20 protein-coding genes are annotated in these 21,692 nt (G+C 39.7%); 10 read left to right on the top strand and 10 right to left on the bottom strand.

All coding sequences use genetic code 11. The features are described from left to right. Positions 1-88 precede the first annotated feature (88 nt). Positions 89-469: a fluoride efflux transporter CrcB gene (gene crcB / locus AC1M9B_RS12190; RefSeq protein ID WP_481586767.1), complete on the top strand. Its 381-nt coding sequence runs from the start codon at positions 89-91 to the stop codon at positions 467-469. Positions 470-542: 73 nt separating this feature from the next. Here crcB and AC1M9B_RS12195 read toward each other — a convergent pair whose 3' ends face one another. From AC1M9B_RS12195 to AC1M9B_RS12210, 4 genes are all read right to left on the bottom strand, one after another. Beyond that, complete coding sequence (locus tag AC1M9B_RS12195; RefSeq protein WP_035264993.1) at positions 543-794, bottom strand: type B 50S ribosomal protein L31; 252 nt, start codon at positions 792-794, stop codon at positions 543-545. A gap of 77 nt (positions 795-871) precedes the next feature. Further along, entirely contained in the window at positions 872-2,164 is a 1,293-nt protein-coding gene (locus tag AC1M9B_RS12200) for an ABC1 kinase family protein (protein ID WP_481609198.1), read from the bottom strand. Positions 2,165-2,308: 144 nt separating this feature from the next. Further along, the gene (locus AC1M9B_RS12205) at positions 2,309-3,613 is read right to left on the bottom strand and encodes an MATE family efflux transporter (protein WP_481609219.1); all 1,305 of its coding nucleotides are present in this window, start codon (positions 3,611-3,613) and stop codon (positions 2,309-2,311) included. Positions 3,614-3,712: 99 nt separating this feature from the next. After that, positions 3,713-4,174, bottom strand: a complete 462-nt coding sequence (locus AC1M9B_RS12210; RefSeq protein ID WP_035264998.1) for a DMT family transporter — start codon at positions 4,172-4,174, stop codon at positions 3,713-3,715. Between the two features lie 112 nt (positions 4,175-4,286). On the opposite strand from AC1M9B_RS12210, the gene hemW reads away from it, so the two are divergent. Together hemW and AC1M9B_RS12220 are read left to right on the top strand one after the other, a co-directional pair. Beyond that, complete coding sequence (gene hemW / locus AC1M9B_RS12215; protein WP_481609199.1) at positions 4,287-5,441, top strand: radical SAM family heme chaperone HemW; 1,155 nt, start codon at positions 4,287-4,289, stop codon at positions 5,439-5,441. Positions 5,442-5,645: 204 nt separating this feature from the next. Beyond that, positions 5,646-5,981 carry a hypothetical protein gene (locus AC1M9B_RS12220; protein WP_481586769.1) on the top strand — a complete coding sequence of 112 codons (336 nt, stop codon included), beginning with the start codon at positions 5,646-5,648 and terminating at the stop codon, positions 5,979-5,981. 59 nt (positions 5,982-6,040) lie between these two features. Here AC1M9B_RS12220 and AC1M9B_RS12225 read toward each other — a convergent pair whose 3' ends face one another. The 5 genes from AC1M9B_RS12225 to hemF all read right to left on the bottom strand — a co-directional run bounded on the left by AC1M9B_RS12225 (position 6,041) and on the right by hemF (position 11,291). Continuing rightward, positions 6,041-6,646: an SRPBCC family protein gene (locus tag AC1M9B_RS12225; RefSeq protein WP_481609200.1), complete on the bottom strand. Its 606-nt coding sequence runs from the start codon at positions 6,644-6,646 to the stop codon at positions 6,041-6,043. A gap of 171 nt (positions 6,647-6,817) precedes the next feature. Further along, positions 6,818-8,641, bottom strand: coding sequence for an acyl-CoA dehydrogenase C-terminal domain-containing protein (locus AC1M9B_RS12230; RefSeq protein ID WP_481597859.1), 1,824 nt, complete (start codon positions 8,639-8,641; stop codon positions 6,818-6,820). Between the two features lie 380 nt (positions 8,642-9,021). Continuing rightward, entirely contained in the window at positions 9,022-9,810 is a 789-nt protein-coding gene (gene aroE / locus AC1M9B_RS12235; protein ID WP_481609201.1) for a shikimate dehydrogenase, read from the bottom strand. 84 nt (positions 9,811-9,894) lie between these two features. Then, the gene (locus tag AC1M9B_RS12240; protein WP_035265018.1) at positions 9,895-10,107 is read right to left on the bottom strand and encodes a hypothetical protein; all 213 of its coding nucleotides are present in this window, start codon (positions 10,105-10,107) and stop codon (positions 9,895-9,897) included. 242 nt (positions 10,108-10,349) lie between these two features. Then, positions 10,350-11,291, bottom strand: a complete 942-nt coding sequence (hemF, locus tag AC1M9B_RS12245; protein WP_035265021.1) for an oxygen-dependent coproporphyrinogen oxidase — start codon at positions 11,289-11,291, stop codon at positions 10,350-10,352. A gap of 245 nt (positions 11,292-11,536) precedes the next feature. Between hemF and hemN the strand changes: the two genes are divergently transcribed. After that, the gene (hemN, locus tag AC1M9B_RS12250; protein ID WP_481592054.1) at positions 11,537-12,907 is read left to right on the top strand and encodes an oxygen-independent coproporphyrinogen III oxidase; all 1,371 of its coding nucleotides are present in this window, start codon (positions 11,537-11,539) and stop codon (positions 12,905-12,907) included. 87 nt (positions 12,908-12,994) lie between these two features. Here the strand turns inward: hemN and ribA are convergent, their stop codons facing one another. Continuing rightward, the gene (gene ribA, locus AC1M9B_RS12255) at positions 12,995-13,597 is read right to left on the bottom strand and encodes a GTP cyclohydrolase II (RefSeq protein ID WP_180028265.1); all 603 of its coding nucleotides are present in this window, start codon (positions 13,595-13,597) and stop codon (positions 12,995-12,997) included. A 317-nt stretch (positions 13,598-13,914) separates the two neighbouring features. Here ribA and dxs point away from each other — a divergent pair, with 317 nt between their 5' ends. The 6 genes from dxs to mlaD all read left to right on the top strand — a co-directional run bounded on the left by dxs (position 13,915) and on the right by mlaD (position 21,690). Continuing rightward, positions 13,915-15,819, top strand: a complete 1,905-nt coding sequence (dxs, locus tag AC1M9B_RS12260) for a 1-deoxy-D-xylulose-5-phosphate synthase (protein ID WP_481592053.1) — start codon at positions 13,915-13,917, stop codon at positions 15,817-15,819. Between the two features lie 118 nt (positions 15,820-15,937). After that, positions 15,938-16,768, top strand: a complete 831-nt coding sequence (locus tag AC1M9B_RS12265) for an inositol monophosphatase family protein (protein ID WP_035265030.1) — start codon at positions 15,938-15,940, stop codon at positions 16,766-16,768. A gap of 408 nt (positions 16,769-17,176) precedes the next feature. After that, on the top strand, positions 17,177-18,991 hold the full coding sequence (locus AC1M9B_RS12270) for a DEAD/DEAH box helicase (protein WP_481596539.1): 1,815 nt from the start codon (positions 17,177-17,179) through the stop codon (positions 18,989-18,991). Positions 18,992-19,415: 424 nt separating this feature from the next. Then, positions 19,416-20,234, top strand: coding sequence for an ABC transporter ATP-binding protein (locus AC1M9B_RS12275; protein ID WP_481592052.1), 819 nt, complete (start codon positions 19,416-19,418; stop codon positions 20,232-20,234). Beyond that, positions 20,231-21,010 carry a lipid asymmetry maintenance ABC transporter permease subunit MlaE gene (gene mlaE, locus AC1M9B_RS12280; protein ID WP_035265034.1) on the top strand — a complete coding sequence of 260 codons (780 nt, stop codon included), beginning with the start codon at positions 20,231-20,233 and terminating at the stop codon, positions 21,008-21,010. Before AC1M9B_RS12275 ends, mlaE begins: the two co-directional genes overlap by 4 nt. After that, positions 21,010-21,690 carry an outer membrane lipid asymmetry maintenance protein MlaD gene (gene mlaD, locus AC1M9B_RS12285; RefSeq protein WP_481609202.1) on the top strand — a complete coding sequence of 227 codons (681 nt, stop codon included), beginning with the start codon at positions 21,010-21,012 and terminating at the stop codon, positions 21,688-21,690. Before mlaE ends, mlaD begins: the two co-directional genes overlap by 1 nt. Positions 21,691-21,692 lie beyond the last annotated feature (2 nt).

Genomic DNA, 21,692 nt, shown 5'->3' on the forward strand with positions numbered 1-21,692 from the left:
ATCTTAACGAAAAAACGCGTGAATCCAAGACAATAATTCGTTACTTTTTAAGGGGGAAATATGATCAATACACGAGAACGGACATAATATGAGTTGGTTATGGGTAGCATGTGGTGGAGCGATTGGTGCAACACTTCGATATATGACCAGTATGTGGTTCATGCAAAATGCAGATCAATTTCCATGGGCAACTTGGATTGTGAATATCTTGGGCTGTGTTCTAGCAGGGGGATTTTTTGCATTCAGTTTACAATATCCTGTATTACAACATGAGGCTCGCCTATTTTTTATGGTTGGCATATTAGGTGGTTTTACAACATTCTCAAGTTTTGGTTTGGAAACTTTTCAATTGATAAAATCTGGGCAATACAATTTGGCACTGATGTATGTTGTGAGTAGTATCATGATTGGACTCTTGGGATTGGTTTTGAGTTTTTCCTTTACTCAATTTTATTTAACCCATAAATAACGATAAGAATAAAAAAAAGCCTAAATTGGAGGAGTAAATTTAGGCTTTAAAATAGTGAGAGTCGAAAATTTTATTATTTACGTTTAAAGCGACCGAAACGCTTATTGAAACTTGCCACACGTCCTTCATTATTAGCTTGACGGACTTCACCAGTATAGAAAGGGTGCGAAGCACTTGAAATATCTAGCGTGACATAGGGGTAAGTTTTCCCTTGATATTCTTTGGTTTGCTTTGACTGAATCGTACTACCGATGATGAAATACTGATCTGCGTTGGTATCATGAAACAGTACTTCATGGTATTCAGGATGAATATTGGGACGCATGGAAACACTCCTAATTATTTATATTTTGTTATAATATAACATAACAACAATGAGCATTGTAAGGTCTTGTTAATTTTTCAATTAGGAATGAGCGTTTCAAACAAATCATTGATATTGTCATCGACTTTTAAGTTAATCAGATTCCAATAGTGTCCAGAAATCGTACGATTGACCATTAATGTGTCTGGAGAGGGCTTAAATGTATCCCAATACTTAAGTGATTTTTTCACTAAAATGACGCCATCATGATGAGATGAGTTTTCAGCAAAATTGTATTGAGTGGTAAGGGGTCTGAGCAACACTTCTAACCATTGTTTGTAAAGTTCCTCAGGGAATTTTCCTGTTTCAGCAAGAGCATCCAACGCGAATAGATGTTGTTCAATCTCTTGGATATTTTCAGCACGACCAGCGCGAACTAATTTTTTAAATCGATCCACCAGTTCAGCAGATAAGGTTTTAACACCACCAAAATCATAGATGATGACACTACCATCTGAGCGGAAAGCAAAATTGCCAGGATGCGGATCACAATGAAAGCGTTTTAGATAGAAAATCTGATGGCCAAGAGCCTGAATTAGTCGACGACCAATTTCGTTACGTGTTTCAAGCGGCCAAGTGCTTGCGGTTTCAATATTGTCACCTGCTTCTAAGCTCAATGTAAGAACTCGTCTGCTGGAATAATCTTTGAAAACTTGTGGGATAATAATTTTAGAATCCAATGCTTGATGGAAGGTTCTAAATACCTCTAAATTTTGCGCTTCAATTTCATAGTTGAGCTCTTCGTGTAAGCTGTCTTGAATTTCTGCAAATAATCGATCTTGTAATTTTTTATCGACTTTTAATACACCCATCAAACGTAAAGCCAAGCGGACTTGTTTTAAATCGCTTTCGCATGCTTCATCTACGCCTGGGTACTGTACTTTTACAACGACTTCTTGGCCATTTTTTAAGGTTGCTTTATGAACTTGCCCAATCGAAGCTGCTGCAAAAGGTTGTTCATCAAATGTTTTAAAAACATCTAACAGTGGCTGACCAAGTTCTTTTTCAACTTGTTGCTTGATTTGCTGGAAGGGCATCGCAGGGGCTTGACGTTGTAATTTAGCAATAGCCTTTGCGACTTCAGGCGGGAAAATATCTTTGTATTGTGATGCAATTTGACCAACTTTCATTACAGCACCTTTCATTTCCCCAAGAGTGTCTGCAATTTGAACACCAATGTCTTGAAAGAGCTTACTGCGTGCTTCGTTTTTTTTATCATCATCTGCATTAAAGGTGCGGATAGAGTTGGACACGGTTTTAGTAGCAATACTTGCAGTCATACCTGCGAGTTTCATGAAACGACGGCCGGGAGAGCTCGCTTTGTTTGCCATGAGTTGAGAACCTCGATTCATTATTTTCATCTTCTGATTTGATCATAGGCGACAAATCAAAAGATGCATATTTGAAATTGTTAATGAGTTGTAAGTAAATGATTGGCATAAAAAAATAAATCCCGAGCATTCGGGATTTATTGTTCATGATGATTGACTACGCTCAAGTCGCTGATTATTCATATATAAACGTCCGAGTAAGAGTACACAGGCAATACTTAACCCCACGATCAATCCAATCCATACACCCGCAGGACCAATGTTAGTAAATCTAGAGAGATATACGCCTACAGGGAATGCAATCACCCAATAGGCAAGCATAGTAATCCACATAGGACCCTTCGTATCTTGCATGCCTCTTAGACATCCTGCAGCACTGATTTGCCAAGCGTCCATCAGTTGGTAAGCAACAGCGAATAGCACCAAGTAAACCGCAATTTGAGTCACCAATACATCAGAGGTATATAACGCGACAATTTGATGGCGGAAGACCCACAATAAAACCATGGTCATTACAGCCAGTACAGTACCTGTTGCTAAACCCAACCATTGGACTTTACGCATAGATTGGTAATCCTTTTCACCATAATACGTTCCCACTCGGATGGTAAGTGCGATCGCGAGAGACATCGGGATCATAAATAATTGTGACGTAATGGAGATGGCGATCTGATGCGCTGCTACCGTAATTTCACCCAATGGACTCAATACAATTGCTGCAGTACTGAAAATACTGACCTCAAAGAAAATAGCCAAGCCAATTGGGAAACCTAAAGCAAGGATGCGTTTTAACCAGTAGCGATCAATTTTTTCAAAATGACTAAAGGGTTGGGTTTTTTGATATGCCTGATTATTCAAGATATACAATGCCAACGTGATCAGCATCAGCCATTGTAGAATTGCCGTTGCAAATCCACATCCAGCACTTCCTAATGCAGGAATTGGACCTAGACCATACATAAACACAAAATTAAGCGGAATAAGTACGACTAAGGCCATTAAACTGATCACAGTCACTGGGCGTGGATTACCAATCGCCTCAGAGTATCCTCGTAGTGCAGCAAACATGGTGACCGCTGGCATACCGAATCCAATCGCATGTAAGAATAGGCCAGCTTTAGGGTGAAGTGAATCTGGAACGCCAAGAAGGGGAAGGGTATAGGGGAGAATCTGTAAGACTAGACCAGCAATAATCCCGAGAACTAAGGCTACCCATAATGCTTGTCGTGTAATAGTGGCAATTTTCTCTGGAGTCCTCGCACCGTTTGCTTCAGCAACCAACGGCGTTGTTGCAATCATAATACCGCTAAATAGCAACATGACAGGAATCCAAAGACCTACCCCGACAGCAATTGCCGCTAAGTCTAATGCAGATAAATGTCCTGCCATAATAGTATCAATCAGTCCTAATCCTGCTTGCGAAAATTGCGTAATCAAGATTGGGATCATGAGATGAAATAGTTTTTTTAATTCATAACTGATGTTGGAAGTTGCAGTCACATTAGACACAAAAATTACTCATCGTTTTTATGTGCTTAGAATGAAGGTTTAGCGTTGTAAAGTGAGAAGCACACCTATAAAAATCACCACGCCACCCAAAATGCGCTGCCAATTAATGGCAATTTTTTCTGTACCTAAAATTCCAAAATGGTCGACTATCATGGACATAACAATCTGTCCAAAAATAATTAATGCCGATAAGGTTAAGAAACCTAATTTAGGTGCGGAATAAATACTAATACTGATGGCATAAACACCTAAAAAACCGCCAAGCCAAAGATGCCAAGGAATTTGTACAATTTCGCTCAATTGTGGTTTTTCAGTCTGTTGAAAAAAAACCAGTATTGCGAGAACTATTGTACCAATCAAAAATGATAAAAGTGCAGCTTGTAATGGAGAATATAAATATTCACGTAATTGTGTGTTAATCGCAGTTTGGAAGGTCATTGCGATTCCGATCCCCAGCGCTAAAGGGATAAAGAATAAAAATTGGCTCGCGACTTTAAACATAAATGCACCCACGTCCTTGTTTTATATTGAGTGTAAAGTAAAAACTGAATCAGTTCTGAGCGTTATGGTGTAGTCATGTTAAAATAAGTTTTTTAAGTTTTGAGCTGTACGTTTGGCTACTTTGAATCCACAAGATATTCCATTGTCACTTTATATTCATATGCCGTGGTGTGTGCGTAAATGTCCATATTGCGACTTTAATTCGCATGCAGTACCCAATGGGGCATTGTCCATGACGTTGGAGAAAGAATATTTACAAGCATTGGTTGAGGATTTCAAAACACAGATAAATTTTGCTCAGGGTCGTCAAATTCATAGCGTGTTCATAGGTGGAGGTACTCCTTCTCTCATTTCTGCTCAAGGGTATCAATGGCTATTTGCTCAGCTAAGCGCTTTGATTCCGTTTGAGGATGATTGTGAAATTACCTTAGAAGCCAACCCGGGAACGGTAGAACATGATCCATTTGCAGATTATTTAAAGGCGGGGATCAATCGGTTGTCTTTAGGTGTCCAAAGCTTTAACTCGAATCATCTTCAAAAACTGGGGCGTATTCATTCCAACCAAGATGCAATTTCAGCAATTGGTTTGGCGAAAGATGCAGGCTTTAAGCGAATTAATGTCGATTTAATGCACGGCTTACCTGAACAAACGCTTGAACAAGCATTACTTGACTTAAAACTTGCCGTGGAGCACGGTGCTACACATATCTCGTGGTATCAGTTAACCATTGAGCCCAATACCGTATTTTTTCGAACTCAACCTATATTGCCTGTCGATGATGTATTAGAAGAAATTCAGGTACAGGGTGAGGCCTATTTAATCGAAAATGATTTTACTAACTACGAAGTGTCGGCTTGGCGTAAAGAAAAACCCTCAGCACATAATTTAAATTATTGGCAATTTGGCGATTACTTAGCGATTGGTGCTGGTGCGCATGCTAAAGTGACGCTAAGTGATGGTGTATATCGTTACCAAAAAACACGATTACCGAAAGATTATCTAGCGAAAGTCCCTGCAGAGCATTTGCATTTTAAGAAAATTGAAGCTGATGAAATGCCATTCGAATTTATGATGAATGCACTTCGACTTAATCAAGGTGTACCAACTTCACATTATGAAGCTCGTACAGGTTTATCTTTGCAATCAATCCAAGATCAAGTTCAATCATTGATTGGCAGAAAATTAATGGTAGATGATCCAAACCGTTTGTCATGCACTGCTCAAGGACATTTATATTTGAACTCATTGCTTGAGGAGTTTCTGTAAGTTCTATAGTTAAACTCCAATGTAATTTTTAACAGCGAAACTGTTAAATCCACATTTATTTCGCTTTTTTACTGTGAAAATAATGATGATTTTTTTAATGGTTTTCATCAAGATAGGTAATAAAAATGAAATTAGTTCTAGTGGCTTCAATCTTGGGATTGGCATTCGTTGGTTGTGCTGATAAAAAACAAAAATAGTGAGCAAATGTCAGAACAAGAGAGACCAGCGCATTTAAATGCTGAAGCTTCAGCGCCTGTTGATCAAGTTGCTCGTGCTGAAGGTGAACAGGTGATCCATTTTACTGGACCAATGGATTTAACATTAGAGCTAAAAACAAATGACAATTTTCAAACGGCAGAACTCAGGGATAACTCGGATGCGGTTTATCACCTGAAGAACGCGGTTGCTGCAAGTGGTGTGAAACTTGCAAATGAAAATGGTGTTTCAATTCATTTTAAAAATTTCAATGGTTTGAATGAGGGAACAGTCGAACTCGTGAAAGATAAGCCAATAGAGATTAAAGAGTACCGTGAGCATTAAAATATATGCATTAATTTACAACACCTGATTGGTTGTTCAATCAGGTGCTTTTTTATTCCTTAATTTGAGCGTTGATCTTCAACATACTTTTTTAAATGATTGGCCATTTCCCACTGAGAACCAATAAAACGATATAGGGCTTCAACTTCTTGTTTTGTCGCGCCTTGAATAAATTTATCATCTAAAGTTACTTCAATTTTTCGTTCAAATTCTGTGCTATTGGCGTTGATACGATCAAATTCATAGGTAATTTTTGAATGGATTGGGACTTGAGCAAATTGCTCTATGGTTGCGATAACAAACTTCTTATCTTTCTCAAACTCAATCACATGCCATTCATTACTCCAATCTTTTATGCCTGGAATCGGGCTGCTAATAAACTCTTTAAAAGTCGTACCTTTTTGAACGCGAATATTCTTAGGCTCGATGGCTTGAGTTGCACCCAAATTAATTTTTGGCCAGAGATTCACATTGGTTAAAATATTGAAGACTTCACTCACAGGGCGATTAATAATGACCTCAGCAGATCCACTCGTCGAGTAATTCAAATTCTTTGTTGAATACGTCGTGGTTTTTTGGTGATGTTTAATATCCGATTCAGCGAAGCTATTTGTAGCGAAAAAGACTGCAATGAGTAAAGAGAGGGAGATCAAGGTCTTATGCATATTATTTTCCTTTTTGTATATTGATAAAAGCTCGTTTGGAATATTTATATCGCTTGATCAAGATACCACTGTTGTATTCTTGCTCTAAATGTAATTTCGTATTCTTAAAGTAAGATAGTTTATTCGATCAATAAAAAAAGACCGCCTTGGCGGTCTTTTTTCTATGAAATCTTAGTAATCAAAACTGAAGTGTTCAGCTTCTAAAGACATTAAAGTTTTCGAAGGGTTAACCATAGATTCAGCATGACCTTGAGCACGAGGAAGTAAACGCTCAAAGTAGAAATCTGCAACTTTGATTTTCGCTTTGTAGAATTCTGGAGTTTCTTGACCATCACCTGATGCCAACTTCGCTGATGCCACTGCCGCTTGTTGAGCCCAGTAATATGCCATCATTGCATAACCAGAGAACATTAAGTAATCCACAGAAGCACTTGAAACGATGTCGCGATCTTTGCGTGCAGCAAGCATAATACGTACAGTTAATGCGTTCCATTGTGCACAAATCTTAGTTAAGTCCCAAGCAAAACGGCGCATGTATTTATTGCGTGCGTGCTGGCCACAGAATTTTAAGATTTCAGCTGTATAGTCACGAACGACTTTACCTTTAGAAGATAACAGTACTTTACGACCGATTAAGTCTAGTGCTTGAACACCAGTTGTACCTTCGTAAAGCGTTGAAATACGCGCGTCACGAACGATCTGCTCCATACCATGTTCTTTGATATAACCATGGCCACCAAAGACTTGCATACCGTGGTTTGCTGCTTCTAAGCCTAACTCAGTTAAGAAGCCTTTCAAAATTGGTGTGTAGAAACCTAGTTTATCATCGTAATCATCAAACTTCGCTTGATCACCTTGAGCTAAAGCATCAGTCATTTTGTCAGCAAGTTGTGCAGCATGATAGATCATTGCACGGCCACCTTCAGCAATCGCTTTTTGAGTCAAAAGCATACGGCGAACATCAGCATGATGGATAATTGAGTCAGCTACTTTTTCAGGCTCTTTTTTACCTGAGAGTGCGCGCATTGACATACGTTCTTTTGCATAAGGTAATGCACCTTGGAATGCAAGTTCTGCATGTGCTAAACCTTGAACAGCAGTTCCGATACGCGCCGTATTCATGAAGGTAAACATTGCGTGTAAGCCTTTGTTGACTTCACCAATCAGATAACCCGTTGCAGCATCAAAGTTCAGTACGGCAGTAGCAGATGCTCTGATCCCCATTTTGTGTTCAATAGAACCGCAAGTCACAGGATTGCGTTCGCCTACACCACCATCAGCAGTTGGGATGAATTTTGGAACAATGAATAAAGAAATACCACGTGTACCAGCTGGAGAGTCTGGAAGACGTGCCAACACAATATGAATGATATTTTCAGTTAAATCGTGTTCACCCGCAGAAATAAAGATTTTAGTACCTGTGATAGCATAAGTACCGTCACCTTTAGGCTCAGCTTTAGTTTTAACTTGACCCAAGTCTGTACCACATTGTGGTTCAGTTAAACACATTGTGCCTGACCATGTACCAGCAGTGAGGTGAGGCATGTAGGTGTTTTTCTGTTCTTCAGTACCAAATTGCATGATGGTATTCATACAACCCATACTTAAGCCTGGATACATCGTGAAAGACCAGTTTGCTGTACCCATCATTTCTGATTTGATCAGGTTCAGCGACATAGGCAGTGCTTGACCACCAAACTCTTCAGGATACGAAAGACCTTGCCAGCCACCTTGTACAAACTGCTCGTAAGCTTCTTTGAAACCTTTAGGCGTTTTGACTTCGCCATCTTTAAAATGACAGCCTTCTTCATCTCCAGGCTGATTAAGTGGAGATAATACATTTTCACAGAAATCTGCAGCACCTTCGATAATCATATCGACAGTATCAGAGTCAGCAGCTTCGCCGTTGCTTAGAGTTTTATAGTGCGCAGGATAATCAAAAACTTCGTTCATTAAGAAACGAATATCACGTACGGGCGCTTTATATGCAGGCATTGAACTTTTCCTAATTTGAATAGCGAAAATACTTTTTAGATGATCCGATTATTGACCTACAACACTAAAAAAACATTGATGTAAGTCACGGAAATAAATGTCAGAATTGCGAATTAGTGTTTAGGCTCTAGAATGAATATAAACTGAATTCATTTGTTGTAGTAGGAGTTTATTAGAAAAAATAATATTATTAATACATAAGCTTAGGTTGGTTTTGTTGTGTGGATGACCATATGTTTAATTTGAATTTATTCAATTTGAATATGCACTAAAAATATGTCACTAAAATCAATTCGAAGAGATTTAATCGATATTATAGAGAGAAAAAAGTGCAATTTAAAAAATTGCACTGTTCACAAGGCACTAAACGTGTGCAAAAACTAAATAAAATCTTTTAATTCTGGACGCACACCATTCCAAATCGCGAAAGATTCAATCGCTTGTCCAACGAGCATTCCAAATCCTTCTGCAGTCGGAATTCCACGCTGTTTCGCTTGATCAAGGAAAGTGGAAGGTTTGCCATAGGCCATTTCATAGGCATATTTGAATTTTAAGTGTTGGGGTAGATTGATTGCATCGCCAGATAAGCTTGCCGAGGTAGCATTAATAACAATATCAAATTCACCTGCTATGTGATCAAGACCACAAGCGTTTAGCTCTAGATCTGGGACAGCAGGTTGTAAGTCCTGAATCAATTGCTCTGCGCGAGCAACCGTTCGATTAGCAATCATGATTTTATTTACACCAGCTTTATGCAGTGGATAAATCACGCCACGTGTTGCACCACCTGCACCTAAAATAAGCACGCTTGCTTGCTCAAGAGGCCAATTTAAATGTTGAATGGCTGCAACAAGTCCTTGGCCATCGGTATTGTCGCCATGCAATATACCATCTTTCATCCATAGTGTATTTACTGCTTTTGCAATTTTGGCACGTTCAGTGAGTACATCACATTGTGCAAAAGCTTGTTCTTTAAACGGCACCGTGACATTCAGACCAATACCACCAGCCTTAAAAAATTCATTGATACTCTGTGTAAAACCATCGAGAGGAGCAAGGCGTTTGCTATATTCAAGGATCACCCCAGTCTTTTGTGCGAACGCATGATGAAGCTCTGGAGATCGAGATTGTTCAATGGGATTTCCAATTACGGCAAATTGTTTGCGCATTGCTCTAATTCCTGATGAAGAAGTGGCAAACAATATACGTCAAATGCAGAAAGTTCCCAATATGAACATATTTAATGAAGTGTATTAATGACTTGGGTTACAAATTTCAAATAGGGTATGAAGTAAAATATGCGCAATGTTGAGCAGTAGACCAACAGCTGCAAACACCATCAAGCTAAAACCAAAGCTATCATTGAGTAGTGTTTCTGAAAATATAGTGGTACTGATTGCACTCAAAAGAGCAATAACCAGTGTCCAAAATACGACAACACGTGCGCGAATAGAGTTGTGTTGCATATCGATTCCTTATGCAGAAGTAAAAACTTCCATGAGTAATACAAGTAAGAATTGATTGTACAGTACTTTGCTTAAATTAAACTTAAGAGCTGTGTCAGAAGTGTGACAAAATTTAATCAATTTTATCTATTGTGCCTTTTTTTTTAAGAGAATGTAATGGAATTATTCAATTTCGTTAGACAATGGGATGAATATATTGCTCAACAAAAAAGCCCTGTTTTAACAGGGCGAGTGATTTACATTTAATGCAGTTCAGCGAGCCAATCTCTCGGTTTTAAATAGTAGTCGGTTAATTTTTTTTCAGCAGAGCCTTCATCCCATTCAGGTCTGTATTTCCAACCCGTTAATGGAGGAAGACTTACTAAAATAGACTCAATTCGACCGCCAGTTTGTAATCCAAATAACGTCCCTCGATCGTAAACTAAGTTATATTCCACATAGCGCCCACGACGATACAATTGGAAATCGCGTTGAGCTTCACTATAGGGTTTATCTTGATTACGTTGGAAGATTGGTAGAATCGCATTGAGATATCCATTGCCTACAGCTTGCATGTATTTAAAACAAGTTTCGAAATCCCACTGATTTAAGTCATCAAAAAATAACCCACCGACACCACGTTGTTCATCACGATGCTTCAAATAAAAATAATCATCACACCATTTTTTATGATCTTGGTAGACATGATCGCCAAAAGGTGCACAAAGATCGTGCGCAGTTTGATGCCATGATTTAACATCTTCATCATTCGGATAAAATGGCGTTAAATCAAAACCGCCGCCAAACCACCAAATAGGATCTTGTCCTTCTTTTTCTGCGACAAATAGTCTTACGTTGGCATGTGAGGTCGGCACATTTGGATTTCTAGGATGGATCACTAAAGAAACCCCCATGGCTTGTGCTTGTGCGCCAGCTATATGTGGGTGCCGTTCGGTAGCAGATGCTGGTAACTTTGAGATATTGATGTGCGAGAACATCACACCACCTTTTTCGATCACTGTACCATCTTGCAATACGCGTGATCTGCCACCACCACCTTCGGGACGTTCCCAATCATCGATCTCAAATTGGGCATTACCGCCACCTTGTTGTTCTTGTTGTTCAAGCGCAGCACAAATTCGAGTTTGTAAGTCGAGTAAAAATTCACGAACACGTTGAATATCTGCAGAAGTCGGGTGTGACATACCAAGCCTCTTGGGCAATGAAAAACTAGCTACATCAAAACATAAATTGTATGAAAGATTAAGGTGATTTTATCGATATAGCAGATCGAGATTTAAGTTTAGTCAGGGTAAACGTACTTTGTGATTTGAATTTGCTTATGAATCCTGATCAAGATACTAGGTTGAATTAAAAGAATAAGCTCCTCAAAATAGGACGACTGAAAGCAGTTAAGCTTTTAATATGTGGTGATTTTAAAGGTGGGGATATGTTCGAAAACGTTGTTTCACTGGTGCAAAAATATAATGTTCCAGGTCCTCGATATACGAGCTATCCCACAGTTCCGTATTGGGAGCAGTCGACTTTTGATCGAGTACTATGGCAGCAAAAACTAAAAATACGTTTTGATAAATCGAATAGCCAACATGGTATTAGCCTTTACATTCACTTACCTTTTTGCGAGTCCTTATGTACTTTTTGTGGATGTCATAAAAAAATCACTAAAAAACATGAAATGGAACAGCCCTATATTTTGGCTCTGTTAAAAGAATGGAAATTGTATTGTGAGTTATTTGTAGAGCGTCCTTTGATTAAAGAGATACATCTAGGCGGAGGGACACCTACATTTTTTTCTCCTCAGCATCTTAAACAGTTGATTGATGGGCTTTTAGCGTTATCAGCAGTAGCTGAAGATCATCAATTTAGTTTTGAAGGACATCCTAATAATACTTCCTACGAACATTTAAAGACGCTGTTTGAATTGGGTTTTAGACGCGTTAGCTTTGGTGTGCAGGATTATAATGAAACCGTGCAGAAAGCGATCCACCGAATTCAACCTATTGAACACGTAAAGCAGGTTACAGAATGGGCGCGTGAAATTGGTTATACGTCTATTTCGCATGATTTGGTCTACGGGCTGCCCTTTCAATATTTAGATGATGTTTTAAACACAATTGATCAAACCATTCAAATTAAGCCAGATCGTTTAGCCTTTTACAGTTATGCACATGTACCATGGATCAAAGGTAATGGGCAACGTGGTTTTAAAGACCATGATGTTCCGCGCGATGAAGAGAAAAGACAGTGTTATGAGCAAGGAAAACAAAAATTATTGTCTGCTGGATATCATGAAATAGGGATGGATCATTTTGCGCTTGAGCATGATGATATGTATCAGGTATTTCAAGCCCAACAATTACATCGTAATTTTATGGGATATACCGTTTCAAAAACAGAAGTGATGATTGGCTTAGGGATGTCAGCTATTGGCGATTGTTGGCAAGGTTTTGCCCAAAATGAAAAGACGCTTGAAAATTATTATGCTCGATTAGAACAAAATGAAATTCCAGTTTTTAAAGGTCATCTTTTAACAGAAGAAGATTTGAAAATCAGAAAACACATTTTAAATCTCATGTGCCACTTTGAGACGAATTGGCAAGGTGACATGGATTTTGCACAGCGACCACAAGTTTTAGAAGATTTAGCTGAAATGCAAAATGACCAACTTGTGAAGATGAGTGAATATGGATTGAAGGTAACGGAAGCTGGAAAACCATTTGTACGAAATATCTGTATGGCTTTCGATTTAAGGTTAAAAAGAAACAAACCTGAAAATCGGATATTTTCGATGACGATATAGTCATCTTCACAAATTAGATTGAGTCTAAGTGAAAAAATACCCCTAAGCATTGGGGTATTTTTTTACAACGATTAAATTATGCTGTAGTTAAAAATCATCCTTTTGATACATATGTGACATGCGCTCATGTTTGGTTTTTAAGTATTCTTCATTGAATTTATTCAAACCGACCGTTAACGGGACACGATCAACCACATCAATTCCTAAATCAGTTAAAGCTTTAATTTTGAGAGGATTATTCGTAACCAGTTTGACTTTTTTCACTTGTAAGTGATCCAGCATGATACTGCACATATCGTATTTACGCGCATCAGCGGGTAAGTTGAGCATCAGGTTGGCATCCACTGTGTCATGTCCTTGATCTTGCAAGGCATAAGCACGAATTTTATTGGTTAAACCAATACCACGACCTTCTTGACGTAAATATAAAATTACGCCTTGTCCTGCTTCGTTAATCAGTTTTTGAGTTGCTTGAAGTTGTGGGCCACAATCACATTTTAATGAAGCAAAAGCATCACCTGTTAAACATTCGGAATGGATTCGTACCAAGACAGGAGAGGTGGGTGCTGTATCTAATCCTTTTGACAATGCTACGTGTTCTTCACCTGTTTTAGGATCTTGAAAAACAGTGATTTTAAAATCACCAAAGGCAGTGGGTAATTTAGATGTGGCAACAAACTCTATAGGCACAGCGACTTCCATTACATGTTCATAATTTGGCTAAAGTATAGCTGAATGATCAGACCATAGTTGAGTATCATTGTGCAAATTTACACAGAAGATTTCCTTTTTTTTGCAAAGCACAAGATAATAGTTGATAAGTAGCATCGATATTCAGGATAATCTAGCTACCTAACAACGCCCGTTTAGCGAAAGCTCAACACTGGACCAATATAAATGTGGTTGATTTAAGGTGTTTTTTTTCGATTTCTCGATCAATAAGAAGAATCGAGCTAACCCATTTACCTAGCTTAGGATTTGCCAGGCTTTAGAAGGCATTGCCACATATGTTGTATACCGAAATACCTAGTCAACGTCCTGTTACGCCTTTGTTGGATGCGATTGATCATCCAATGCAATTGCGTCAACTAGCCAAAGAACAATTGAGTCAAGTGTCGGACGAGCTACGTCAATTTATTTTGTATGCTGCTGGACAAAGTGGTGGGCATTTCGGTGCCAATCTGGGTGTAATCGAATTAACTGTTGCTTTGCATTATTGTTTCAATACACCACATGATCGTCTTATTTGGGATGTGGGTCATCAAGCATATCCACATAAAGCTTTGACTGGACGTCGTGAGCAACTAACAACAATTCGTGCAAAAAATGGCTTAGCGGCGTTCCCCGCTCGTGAAGAGTCTGAGTTTGATACTTTTGGTGTGGGCCACTCATCAACTGCTATTTCAGCGGGTTTGGGAATGGCTTTAGCTCGTCGTTATCAAAAAGATCCTTGTGAAGTGGTTGCAATTATCGGTGATGGTGCAATGACAGCAGGGATGGCATTCGAAGCCATGAATGATGCTGTTGCACATAATGCTGATCTCATGGTGGTACTGAACGATAATGATATGTCGATTTCATGTAGCACGGGTGGTTTTGCAAAACATTTGGCTGCTATTTGGGAAAAAGGGCAATCTGTACACATTGATGAGCAGGGTAATCCATTTATTCGGGATTATCCTGAGTGGGACTACACTTCACGCTTACATTGTGCTGCTACAGAGGCTGCAGATAACTTATTTAAAGCGATTGGATTTGACTATTTTGGTCCATTCGATGGTCATAATGTCGATGAACTTGTTAATGTATTTAGTGCCTTAAAAAAACGTAAGGGGCCGCGCTTAATTCATATCTATACCAAGAAAGGTAAGGGCTTCGCACCTGCTGAAGTAGATCAAATAAAATATCACGCAATTGCTAAATTAAATGCTGCATCAGCTTCAACAAAAGCACCCAAATATTCTGATGTTTTTGGGCAATGGTTGTGTGATGAAGCCCAGTTGGATGATAAGTTGTTAGCCATTACACCTGCCATGTGTGAAGGTTCAGGTATGGTGCAATTCGCCAAACAATATCCTGATCGTTACTTTGATGTGGCAATTGCAGAACAACATGCAGTGACCTTAGCTGCTGGTATGGCATGTGAAGGTTTAAAACCAGTAGTGGCAATTTATTCAACCTTCTTACAGCGTGGTTATGATCAGCTCATTCATGATGTGGCATTACAAAACCTTGATGTCACATTTGGTATCGATCGTGCAGGTTTAGTAGGTGAGGATGGACCAACTCATGCTGGTGCATATGATTACGCATTTATGCGTACAGTTCCGAATATCGTGATTATGGCACCAAAAGATGAAAATGAATGCCGTCAAATGCTACATACCGCTTATTTGCACCCGGGTCCTGCTGCAGTACGTTATCCACGCGGAAATGGTTTAGGTGTTGAAATTCAAAAAGAACTGACAGCGCTTGAAATTGGTAAAGCTGAGTTAACTTTGGAGCTGAATGTAAAAGCCGAAGAAGTGATTACTATTTTAGCTTTCGGTAGCCGCGTGAGTGTTGCAGAAAATGCTGCTCAGCTTTTAGTTGATCAATTGGATGTTGCAGTACGCGTTTTGAATATGCGTTTTGTTAAACCCCTAGATGGTCAAATCATTCGACAATATGCAGATCAAACCCAACTTTTTGTAACGGTTGAAGAGCATGCAGTCATGGGTGGTGCTGGAAGTGCTGTGAATGAATTTATAATGGCCGAACACATTCTCAAGCCAGTTTTGAACATAGGCTTACCTGATCAATTCTTAGCACAAGCCAGTCATGGTGAGATGCTTAAAGATTGTGGATTGGATGCAGAAGGTATCCAATCTTCAATTCAACAAGCTTGGTTAAAGCTTGTACAGGTGGTTTAAATACAAGTCATAAAATTTTAGAAACATTTTTTACCTAAAAGCGCCGATATTTGATAAAATGTCGGCGCTTTTATGCATTATTCTTTATCAGTATCTTCAAATTTGTAGTGGGTGTTCAATGGAACCTATGGTGGTGATGGCTGCGCGTGCGGCTCAAACAGTTGGTCAAGAGCTTTTAAAAGCGCATCAGAATCGTCATAAACTTGATCTGCAAGTTGAAGAAAAAGGTATCGAAGGTCCTGTGACTCGCGTTGATCGCTATGTTGAAGAATTGACGATCGATATCTTGCGCAAAAGCTATAAAAATCACAGCTTCCTTGGTGAAGAGTTTGGTATGCAAGAAGGTAAAGGTCACGATGCTGATTGGTGTTGGGTGATCGATCCTTTAGATGGTACTTTAAACTTCATTAATGGTGTCCCACACTTCTGTATTTCTATTGCAGTTCAACACAAAGGCGTGACTCAACACGGTGTTGTGTATGACCCAATCAAAGATGAATTGTTCTCTGCGAGTCGCGGTCGCGGTGCAATGATGAACCAACGTCGTATTCGTGTGAATGTAAAAGATAGTTTAGATCGTACATTCTTGGCTGTTGGTCATGCATATCGTGCTAAACGCGATGGCGAAGTAGTTTCTTATGCAAAAAATCACTTCGATTCTTTGTTGGCAGTATCTGAGCAAGGTGCTCAATTCCGCCGTTTAGGTTCAGCAGCACTCGACTTAGCTTATGTTGCTGCTGGTCGTTACGATGGTTATTTCGAACTTGGTTTGAAACCATGGGATATTGCAGCGGGTGAACTAATTGTAAAAGAAGCTGGTGGTACAGTAGTTGATGCGCGCGGTGGTTCAAATTCAATGGAAAATGGTCAAGTCTTGGCTTGTTCTATGAAATTATTGAAACCATTGATGCAAGCAGTTGTCCCAGCTTGGGGTGCTGCTGCTAAATAAGCAGATCAAATTTATGAAAGCTCCCTAACTGGGAGCTTTTTTATGTCCAAAACATGATAAATCTGAATATTTGTACTTGAATGCACCAAAAAGCAATTAAACTTAATGACATTATAAAAAAATCTGTTATACTCCGCGCACGCACTAAATTTCGTTCATTACCTGAACATTTCTCTTCTATATTGTGTATGCGCGTCCGGTCCAAAGAGAGGACATTATTTCGCGCCCCACCCAATCGCTAAAAGCGATTCCTTCAGGTTCAGGCTGTAATCATGTGTGCGTTATACGCATCGTCGTTCTCGGATCGCCGCTGATTCTATATTTTCAGCGATTATTGCTGTACCGCTTTTTGCCGATGTCCATCAGACTTTATTTAATGGAGCACCCAATTTTCGGGTGAAAAACTCTATGAGCAAAACTTTTGCTGATTTTCCACTACACGAATCACTTCAACAAGCATTACAAGCATTAGGCTTTACATCGCCTACTCCTGTTCAGGAACAATCAATTCCTGCTGCTTTAGATGGTAAAGATCTTTTAGTATCAAGCCAAACAGGTTCTGGTAAAACTGCTGCATTCTTATTACCTACACTTCACGCTTTAGCGGGTAGTGAAGATACGTTGCTTTCTTTCAAAGAGCGTATGCGTGCTGTAACTGCACCTACAATTTTAGTACTTTGCCCTACACGTGAATTGGCTCAACAGGTGAGCCAAGATGCGATTGCATTTGTACGTCACATGAAAGGTGTTCGTATTGCTGCGATTATGGGTGGTATGCCTTTTGGTAAACAAATCCAACAATTAAAAGGTGCACAAGTTGTTGTGGCGACTCCAGGTCGTTTACTTGATCTAGTAAACCGTCGTCAAATCAAATTGGACAAAGTTAAATCATTAATCGTAGATGAAGCAGACCGTATGCTTGATCTTGGTTTCTCTGAAGATTTAGAGGCGATCAGTGATTTAGCGGGTAACCGTGATCAAACATTAATGTTCTCTGCGACGTTCGCACCACGTATTATTACGTTGGCAGAACGTATGATGAATGAGCCAGAACGTATTGCGATTGAAACTGGTCACACGACGAATACTGACATCACTCAGACTCTACATTGGACTGATGGTTTTGAGCACAAGAAAAAGCTTTTAACACATTGGTTAAATGAAGAAGATCTTGATCAAGCTGTTGTATTTGCTTCTACACAAGAAGATACAGATATGCTTGCAGAAGAACTGTCTGAAGCTGGTCTTTCAGTTGTAGCACTTCATGGTGCAATGCCACAGACTGTACGTAACCGTCGTTTGCGCAGCATCCGTGAAGGTCGCGCAAAAATTTTAGTTGCAACTGATGTTGCAGCACGTGGTCTAGATGTACCAACAATTTCACACGTGATTAACTTTGGTCTTCCAATGAAGAACGAAGATTATGTACACCGTATTGGTCGTACAGGTCGCGCAGGTCGTACTGGTAAAGCAATCACATTAGCGACTTACCGTGAACGTGGTAAAATTCGTGCTTTAGAAGACTACTTAGATGCACGTCTAGAAGTTTCTGAAATTGAAGGTCTTGAGCCATCTCCACCTCCAGCACGCGGTAGTCGTGATGGCGCTGGTCGCGGTCGTGGCCGTGGTGGTGAAGGCCGTGGCCGTGGTGGTTTCGGTGGTGGTCGTCGTTTTGAAGGTGAATCAAACTTCAAACGTCGCGAAGGTAACCGTGATGGCGAACGCCGTTCGTTTGGTGAAGATCGTCCACGTCGTGAATTCAATGGTGAGGATCGTCCACGTCGCGAGTTTAACAACGACCGTCCACGTCGTGAATTTAATGGCGAAGATCGTCCGCGTCGCGAGTTCAACAACGATCGTCCACGTCGTGAATTCAATAGTGAAGATCGTCCACGTCGCGAGTTTAACAATGACCGTCCACGTCGTGAGTTTAATGGCGAAGATCGTCCACGTCGCGATTTCGGTGACCGTCCGCAACGTTCATTTGATGATCGTCCAAAGCGTGATTTCGGTGATCGCCCTCGTTCTAACGATGACAATCGTGGTAACCGTGTAGATTATAAACCTCGTGAAAACAGTTTTGGTGACCGCCCAAAACGTGATTTCGGTGACCGTCCAGCACGTCGTGAAGGTGGTTTTGATCGTCCAAAACGTACATTTGGTGATGACCGTCCAAAGCGTGAATTCAATAGCGATCGCCCACGTCGTAAATTTAACGACTAATCGGTAAAGCTAAATAAAAACCAGCCTTCGGGCTGGTTTTTTATTGCTCATATAAAAAAATCTGTTAGAATAAAAGTGAATAATTTCACATTATTTATGGTAAATGTAAAATATGAATAATAAGATTATAATGATTGAGACGAAGCAAATGAATGTTGGTGCAATCATGATGTACGTGTTCTTTTTATTGGTATTACTTAATCTTGCCTATTACTTTTTTAGTATCACATTATAAATTTATAAAAAAGAATAATTTCAAATCATTGTTTCATAAATAAAACACATCTTTCTATAAGCAAAATTAATAAAAATGATCAATAATGCTACAATGTCCGCTTAACCTTGTATTTTATAAATAACATTTAAATTCAGTTATTTCAGAGTATAGTATGCAAGCTGAAAAATTGTAGGAACACGCTCAGCTATGAATAATCAAATACAAATCGATGAGCAAGCGTTGATCGAAGTAAAAAGTTTAAGCTTTAATCGTGGTGATCGTGTTATTTACGACCAAGTCAATTTAAAGATTCGTAAGGGTCAAATTACTGCCATTATGGGGCCTTCAGGGACGGGGAAAACCACGCTTCTTAGACTCATTGGGGGGCAACTTGTACCTGATGCAGGCGAGGTCTTGTTGGATGGTAAAAATATTAGCCAAATGAGTCGTCAGGAATTGTTTAAAGCTCGTGCTCGTATGGGGATGCTCTTTCAGAGTGGTGCGCTTTTCACTGATATGACTGTCTATGAAAATGTAGCTTTCCCTATCCGCGCCCATACTCAATTGCCTGAACATTTGATTGCAGAACTGGTCGCTTTAAAACTCGAATCTGTGGGATTACGTGGCGCTGAGCAAATGATGCCTTCTGAGCTTTCAGGGGGGATGAATCGCCGTGTGGCGTTAGCTCGTGCAATTGCACTAGATCCAGATTTGATTATGTACGATGAACCATTTGCTGGTCAGGATCCCATCGTAATGGGGGTTTTAACCCGATTGATTCGTTCTTTACGAGAAGCGTTAGACCTAACGACCATTATCGTGTCTCACGATGTTGCTGAAACATTATCGATCGCAGATTACATTTATGTGGTTGCGGAAGGTAAAGTACAAGGCGAGGGCACACCTGATCAGTTAAAGAATCATAGTTCGCCTTTCGTTCGTCAATTCTTAACAGGCTCGGTCGAAGGTCCTGTGGATTATCAATTTAGTCATCAAGCGTATTTAAGTGATGAGGTGCGTACATGAATGCGATAGCCTCACTAGGTAGACGCGTTATAGAGCGTGTTCAAGGTATTGGCGTTGCAGCCATTATGCTAGTTCAAATTTTATTTTCGATGCCGACTTGGATTGGAGTCAAACTCTTTATCTATCAAATGTACCGTGTTGGCGTATTATCATTGCTTATCATTGTGGTGTCAGGGCTGTTTATAGGAGCAGTCTTGGGTTTACAGATGTATAGCATTTTGGTCACTTTCGGCAGTGAAGCGATGCTTGGTGCAGCAGTTTCGTTGACCTTGTTGCGTGAACTTGCGCCAGTGGTTGCTGCACTTCTTTTTGCGGGGCGTGCAGGATCTGCTTTAACCGCCGAAATTGGTTTGATGAAAGCGACTGAGCAATTGTCTAGTATGGAAATGATCGGTGTTGATCCACTTAAACGCATTATTTCACCACGTTTATGGGCGGGTATATTTAGTTTGCCTATGCTTGCCGTAATTTTTGCTGCTGTGGGGATCATGGGCGGAAAAATGGTCGGTGTGGATTTTTTAGGTGCTGATGAAGGTTCGTATTGGAGTGGTATGGAAAGTGCCGTTCAATTTTATAAAGATGTCTTTAATGGCACGATCATCAAAAGCTTTGTATTTGCTTTAATCTGTACGTGGATTGCCGTATATCAGGGGTATTCATGCGAGCCTACATCAGAAGGCATTGCGACAGCAACAACAAGAACGGTAGTGTATTCATCACTATGTGTTTTAGGATTTGATTTTGTTTTGACTGCGGTCATGTTTGGAGGTGTGTAATGAAATCACGTACGAGTGAGCTCGCAGTTGGAATATTCGTGATTCTATTTGGTTGTGCATTATTTTTCTTGGCAATGAAAGTAAGTGGTTTAGCTGGGACAAATTTAAAAGACAGTTATAGCATGACCGCAACTTTTGATAATGTGAATGGTATTAAACCACGTGCTAAAGTTGCACTGAGCGGTGTAAAAGTTGGTGAAGTTGAGTCAATCACATTAGATCCGTTAACACGTCTTGCAACAGTGAAAATTAATTTAGATGGTGAGCTGACATCTTTCAATGATGAACAACTTAAAACTGTGCAAGAAGGTGCTTTAGAAGAGTTGCGTTATAGCAGTGACTATGAAGTTGCTACGCCATCGCAACAAAAAGAAATGGAAAAGCAACTGATCGCTAACATGAACTCCATCACCAACATTGATGAAGATGCTTACATTATGGTAGCGACAAATGGCTTACTGGGCGAGAAGTATCTCAAAATTGTTCCAGGTGGTGGTTTAAATTATTTAAAACGTGGTGATCAAATTGGCAACACACAAAGCACAATGGAAATTGAAGACTTAGTGTCTAAATTTGTGACTGGTGGTGCTGGTGATTCAGCTGCGAAAAAAGATTCAAATGGTTCATCAGATGCAGAAACTGTAGAATTCACAGATGAAACTGCTTCTTTTGTTGAATGATT

The organism is Acinetobacter sp. ANC_7513 (genome assembly GCF_056779915.1).

Bases quoted from the DNA above. Each gene is read 5' to 3' on its own strand.
- mlaE (WP_035265034.1), top strand. From the start codon at position 20,231: ATGAATGCGATAGCCTCACTAGGTAGACGCGTTATAGAGCGTGTTCAA.
- mlaD (WP_481609202.1), top strand. From the start codon at position 21,010: ATGAAATCACGTACGAGTGAGCTCGCAGTTGGAATATTCGTGATTCTA.
- AC1M9B_RS12265 (WP_035265030.1), top strand. From the start codon at position 15,938: ATGGAACCTATGGTGGTGATGGCTGCGCGTGCGGCTCAAACAGTTGGT.
- hemN (WP_481592054.1), top strand. From the start codon at position 11,537: ATGTTCGAAAACGTTGTTTCACTGGTGCAAAAATATAATGTTCCAGGT.
- AC1M9B_RS12200 (WP_481609198.1), bottom strand. From the start codon at position 2,164: ATGGCAAACAAAGCGAGCTCTCCCGGCCGTCGTTTCATGAAACTCGCA.
- AC1M9B_RS12210 (WP_035264998.1), bottom strand. From the start codon at position 4,174: ATGTTTAAAGTCGCGAGCCAATTTTTATTCTTTATCCCTTTAGCGCTG.
- AC1M9B_RS12225 (WP_481609200.1), bottom strand. From the start codon at position 6,646: ATGCATAAGACCTTGATCTCCCTCTCTTTACTCATTGCAGTCTTTTTC.
- AC1M9B_RS12230 (WP_481597859.1), bottom strand. From the start codon at position 8,641: ATGCCTGCATATAAAGCGCCCGTACGTGATATTCGTTTCTTAATGAAC.
- AC1M9B_RS12240 (WP_035265018.1), bottom strand. From the start codon at position 10,107: ATGCAACACAACTCTATTCGCGCACGTGTTGTCGTATTTTGGACACTG.
- crcB (WP_481586767.1), top strand. From the start codon at position 89: ATGAGTTGGTTATGGGTAGCATGTGGTGGAGCGATTGGTGCAACACTT.
- AC1M9B_RS12205 (WP_481609219.1), bottom strand. From the start codon at position 3,613: ATGATCCCAATCTTGATTACGCAATTTTCGCAAGCAGGATTAGGACTG.
- AC1M9B_RS12270 (WP_481596539.1), top strand. From the start codon at position 17,177: ATGAGCAAAACTTTTGCTGATTTTCCACTACACGAATCACTTCAACAA.
- aroE (WP_481609201.1), bottom strand. From the start codon at position 9,810: ATGCGCAAACAATTTGCCGTAATTGGAAATCCCATTGAACAATCTCGA.
- AC1M9B_RS12220 (WP_481586769.1), top strand. From the start codon at position 5,646: ATGTCAGAACAAGAGAGACCAGCGCATTTAAATGCTGAAGCTTCAGCG.
- hemF (WP_035265021.1), bottom strand. From the start codon at position 11,291: ATGTCACACCCGACTTCTGCAGATATTCAACGTGTTCGTGAATTTTTA.
- dxs (WP_481592053.1), top strand. From the start codon at position 13,915: ATGTTGTATACCGAAATACCTAGTCAACGTCCTGTTACGCCTTTGTTG.
- AC1M9B_RS12195 (WP_035264993.1), bottom strand. From the start codon at position 794: ATGCGTCCCAATATTCATCCTGAATACCATGAAGTACTGTTTCATGAT.
- AC1M9B_RS12275 (WP_481592052.1), top strand. From the start codon at position 19,416: ATGAATAATCAAATACAAATCGATGAGCAAGCGTTGATCGAAGTAAAA.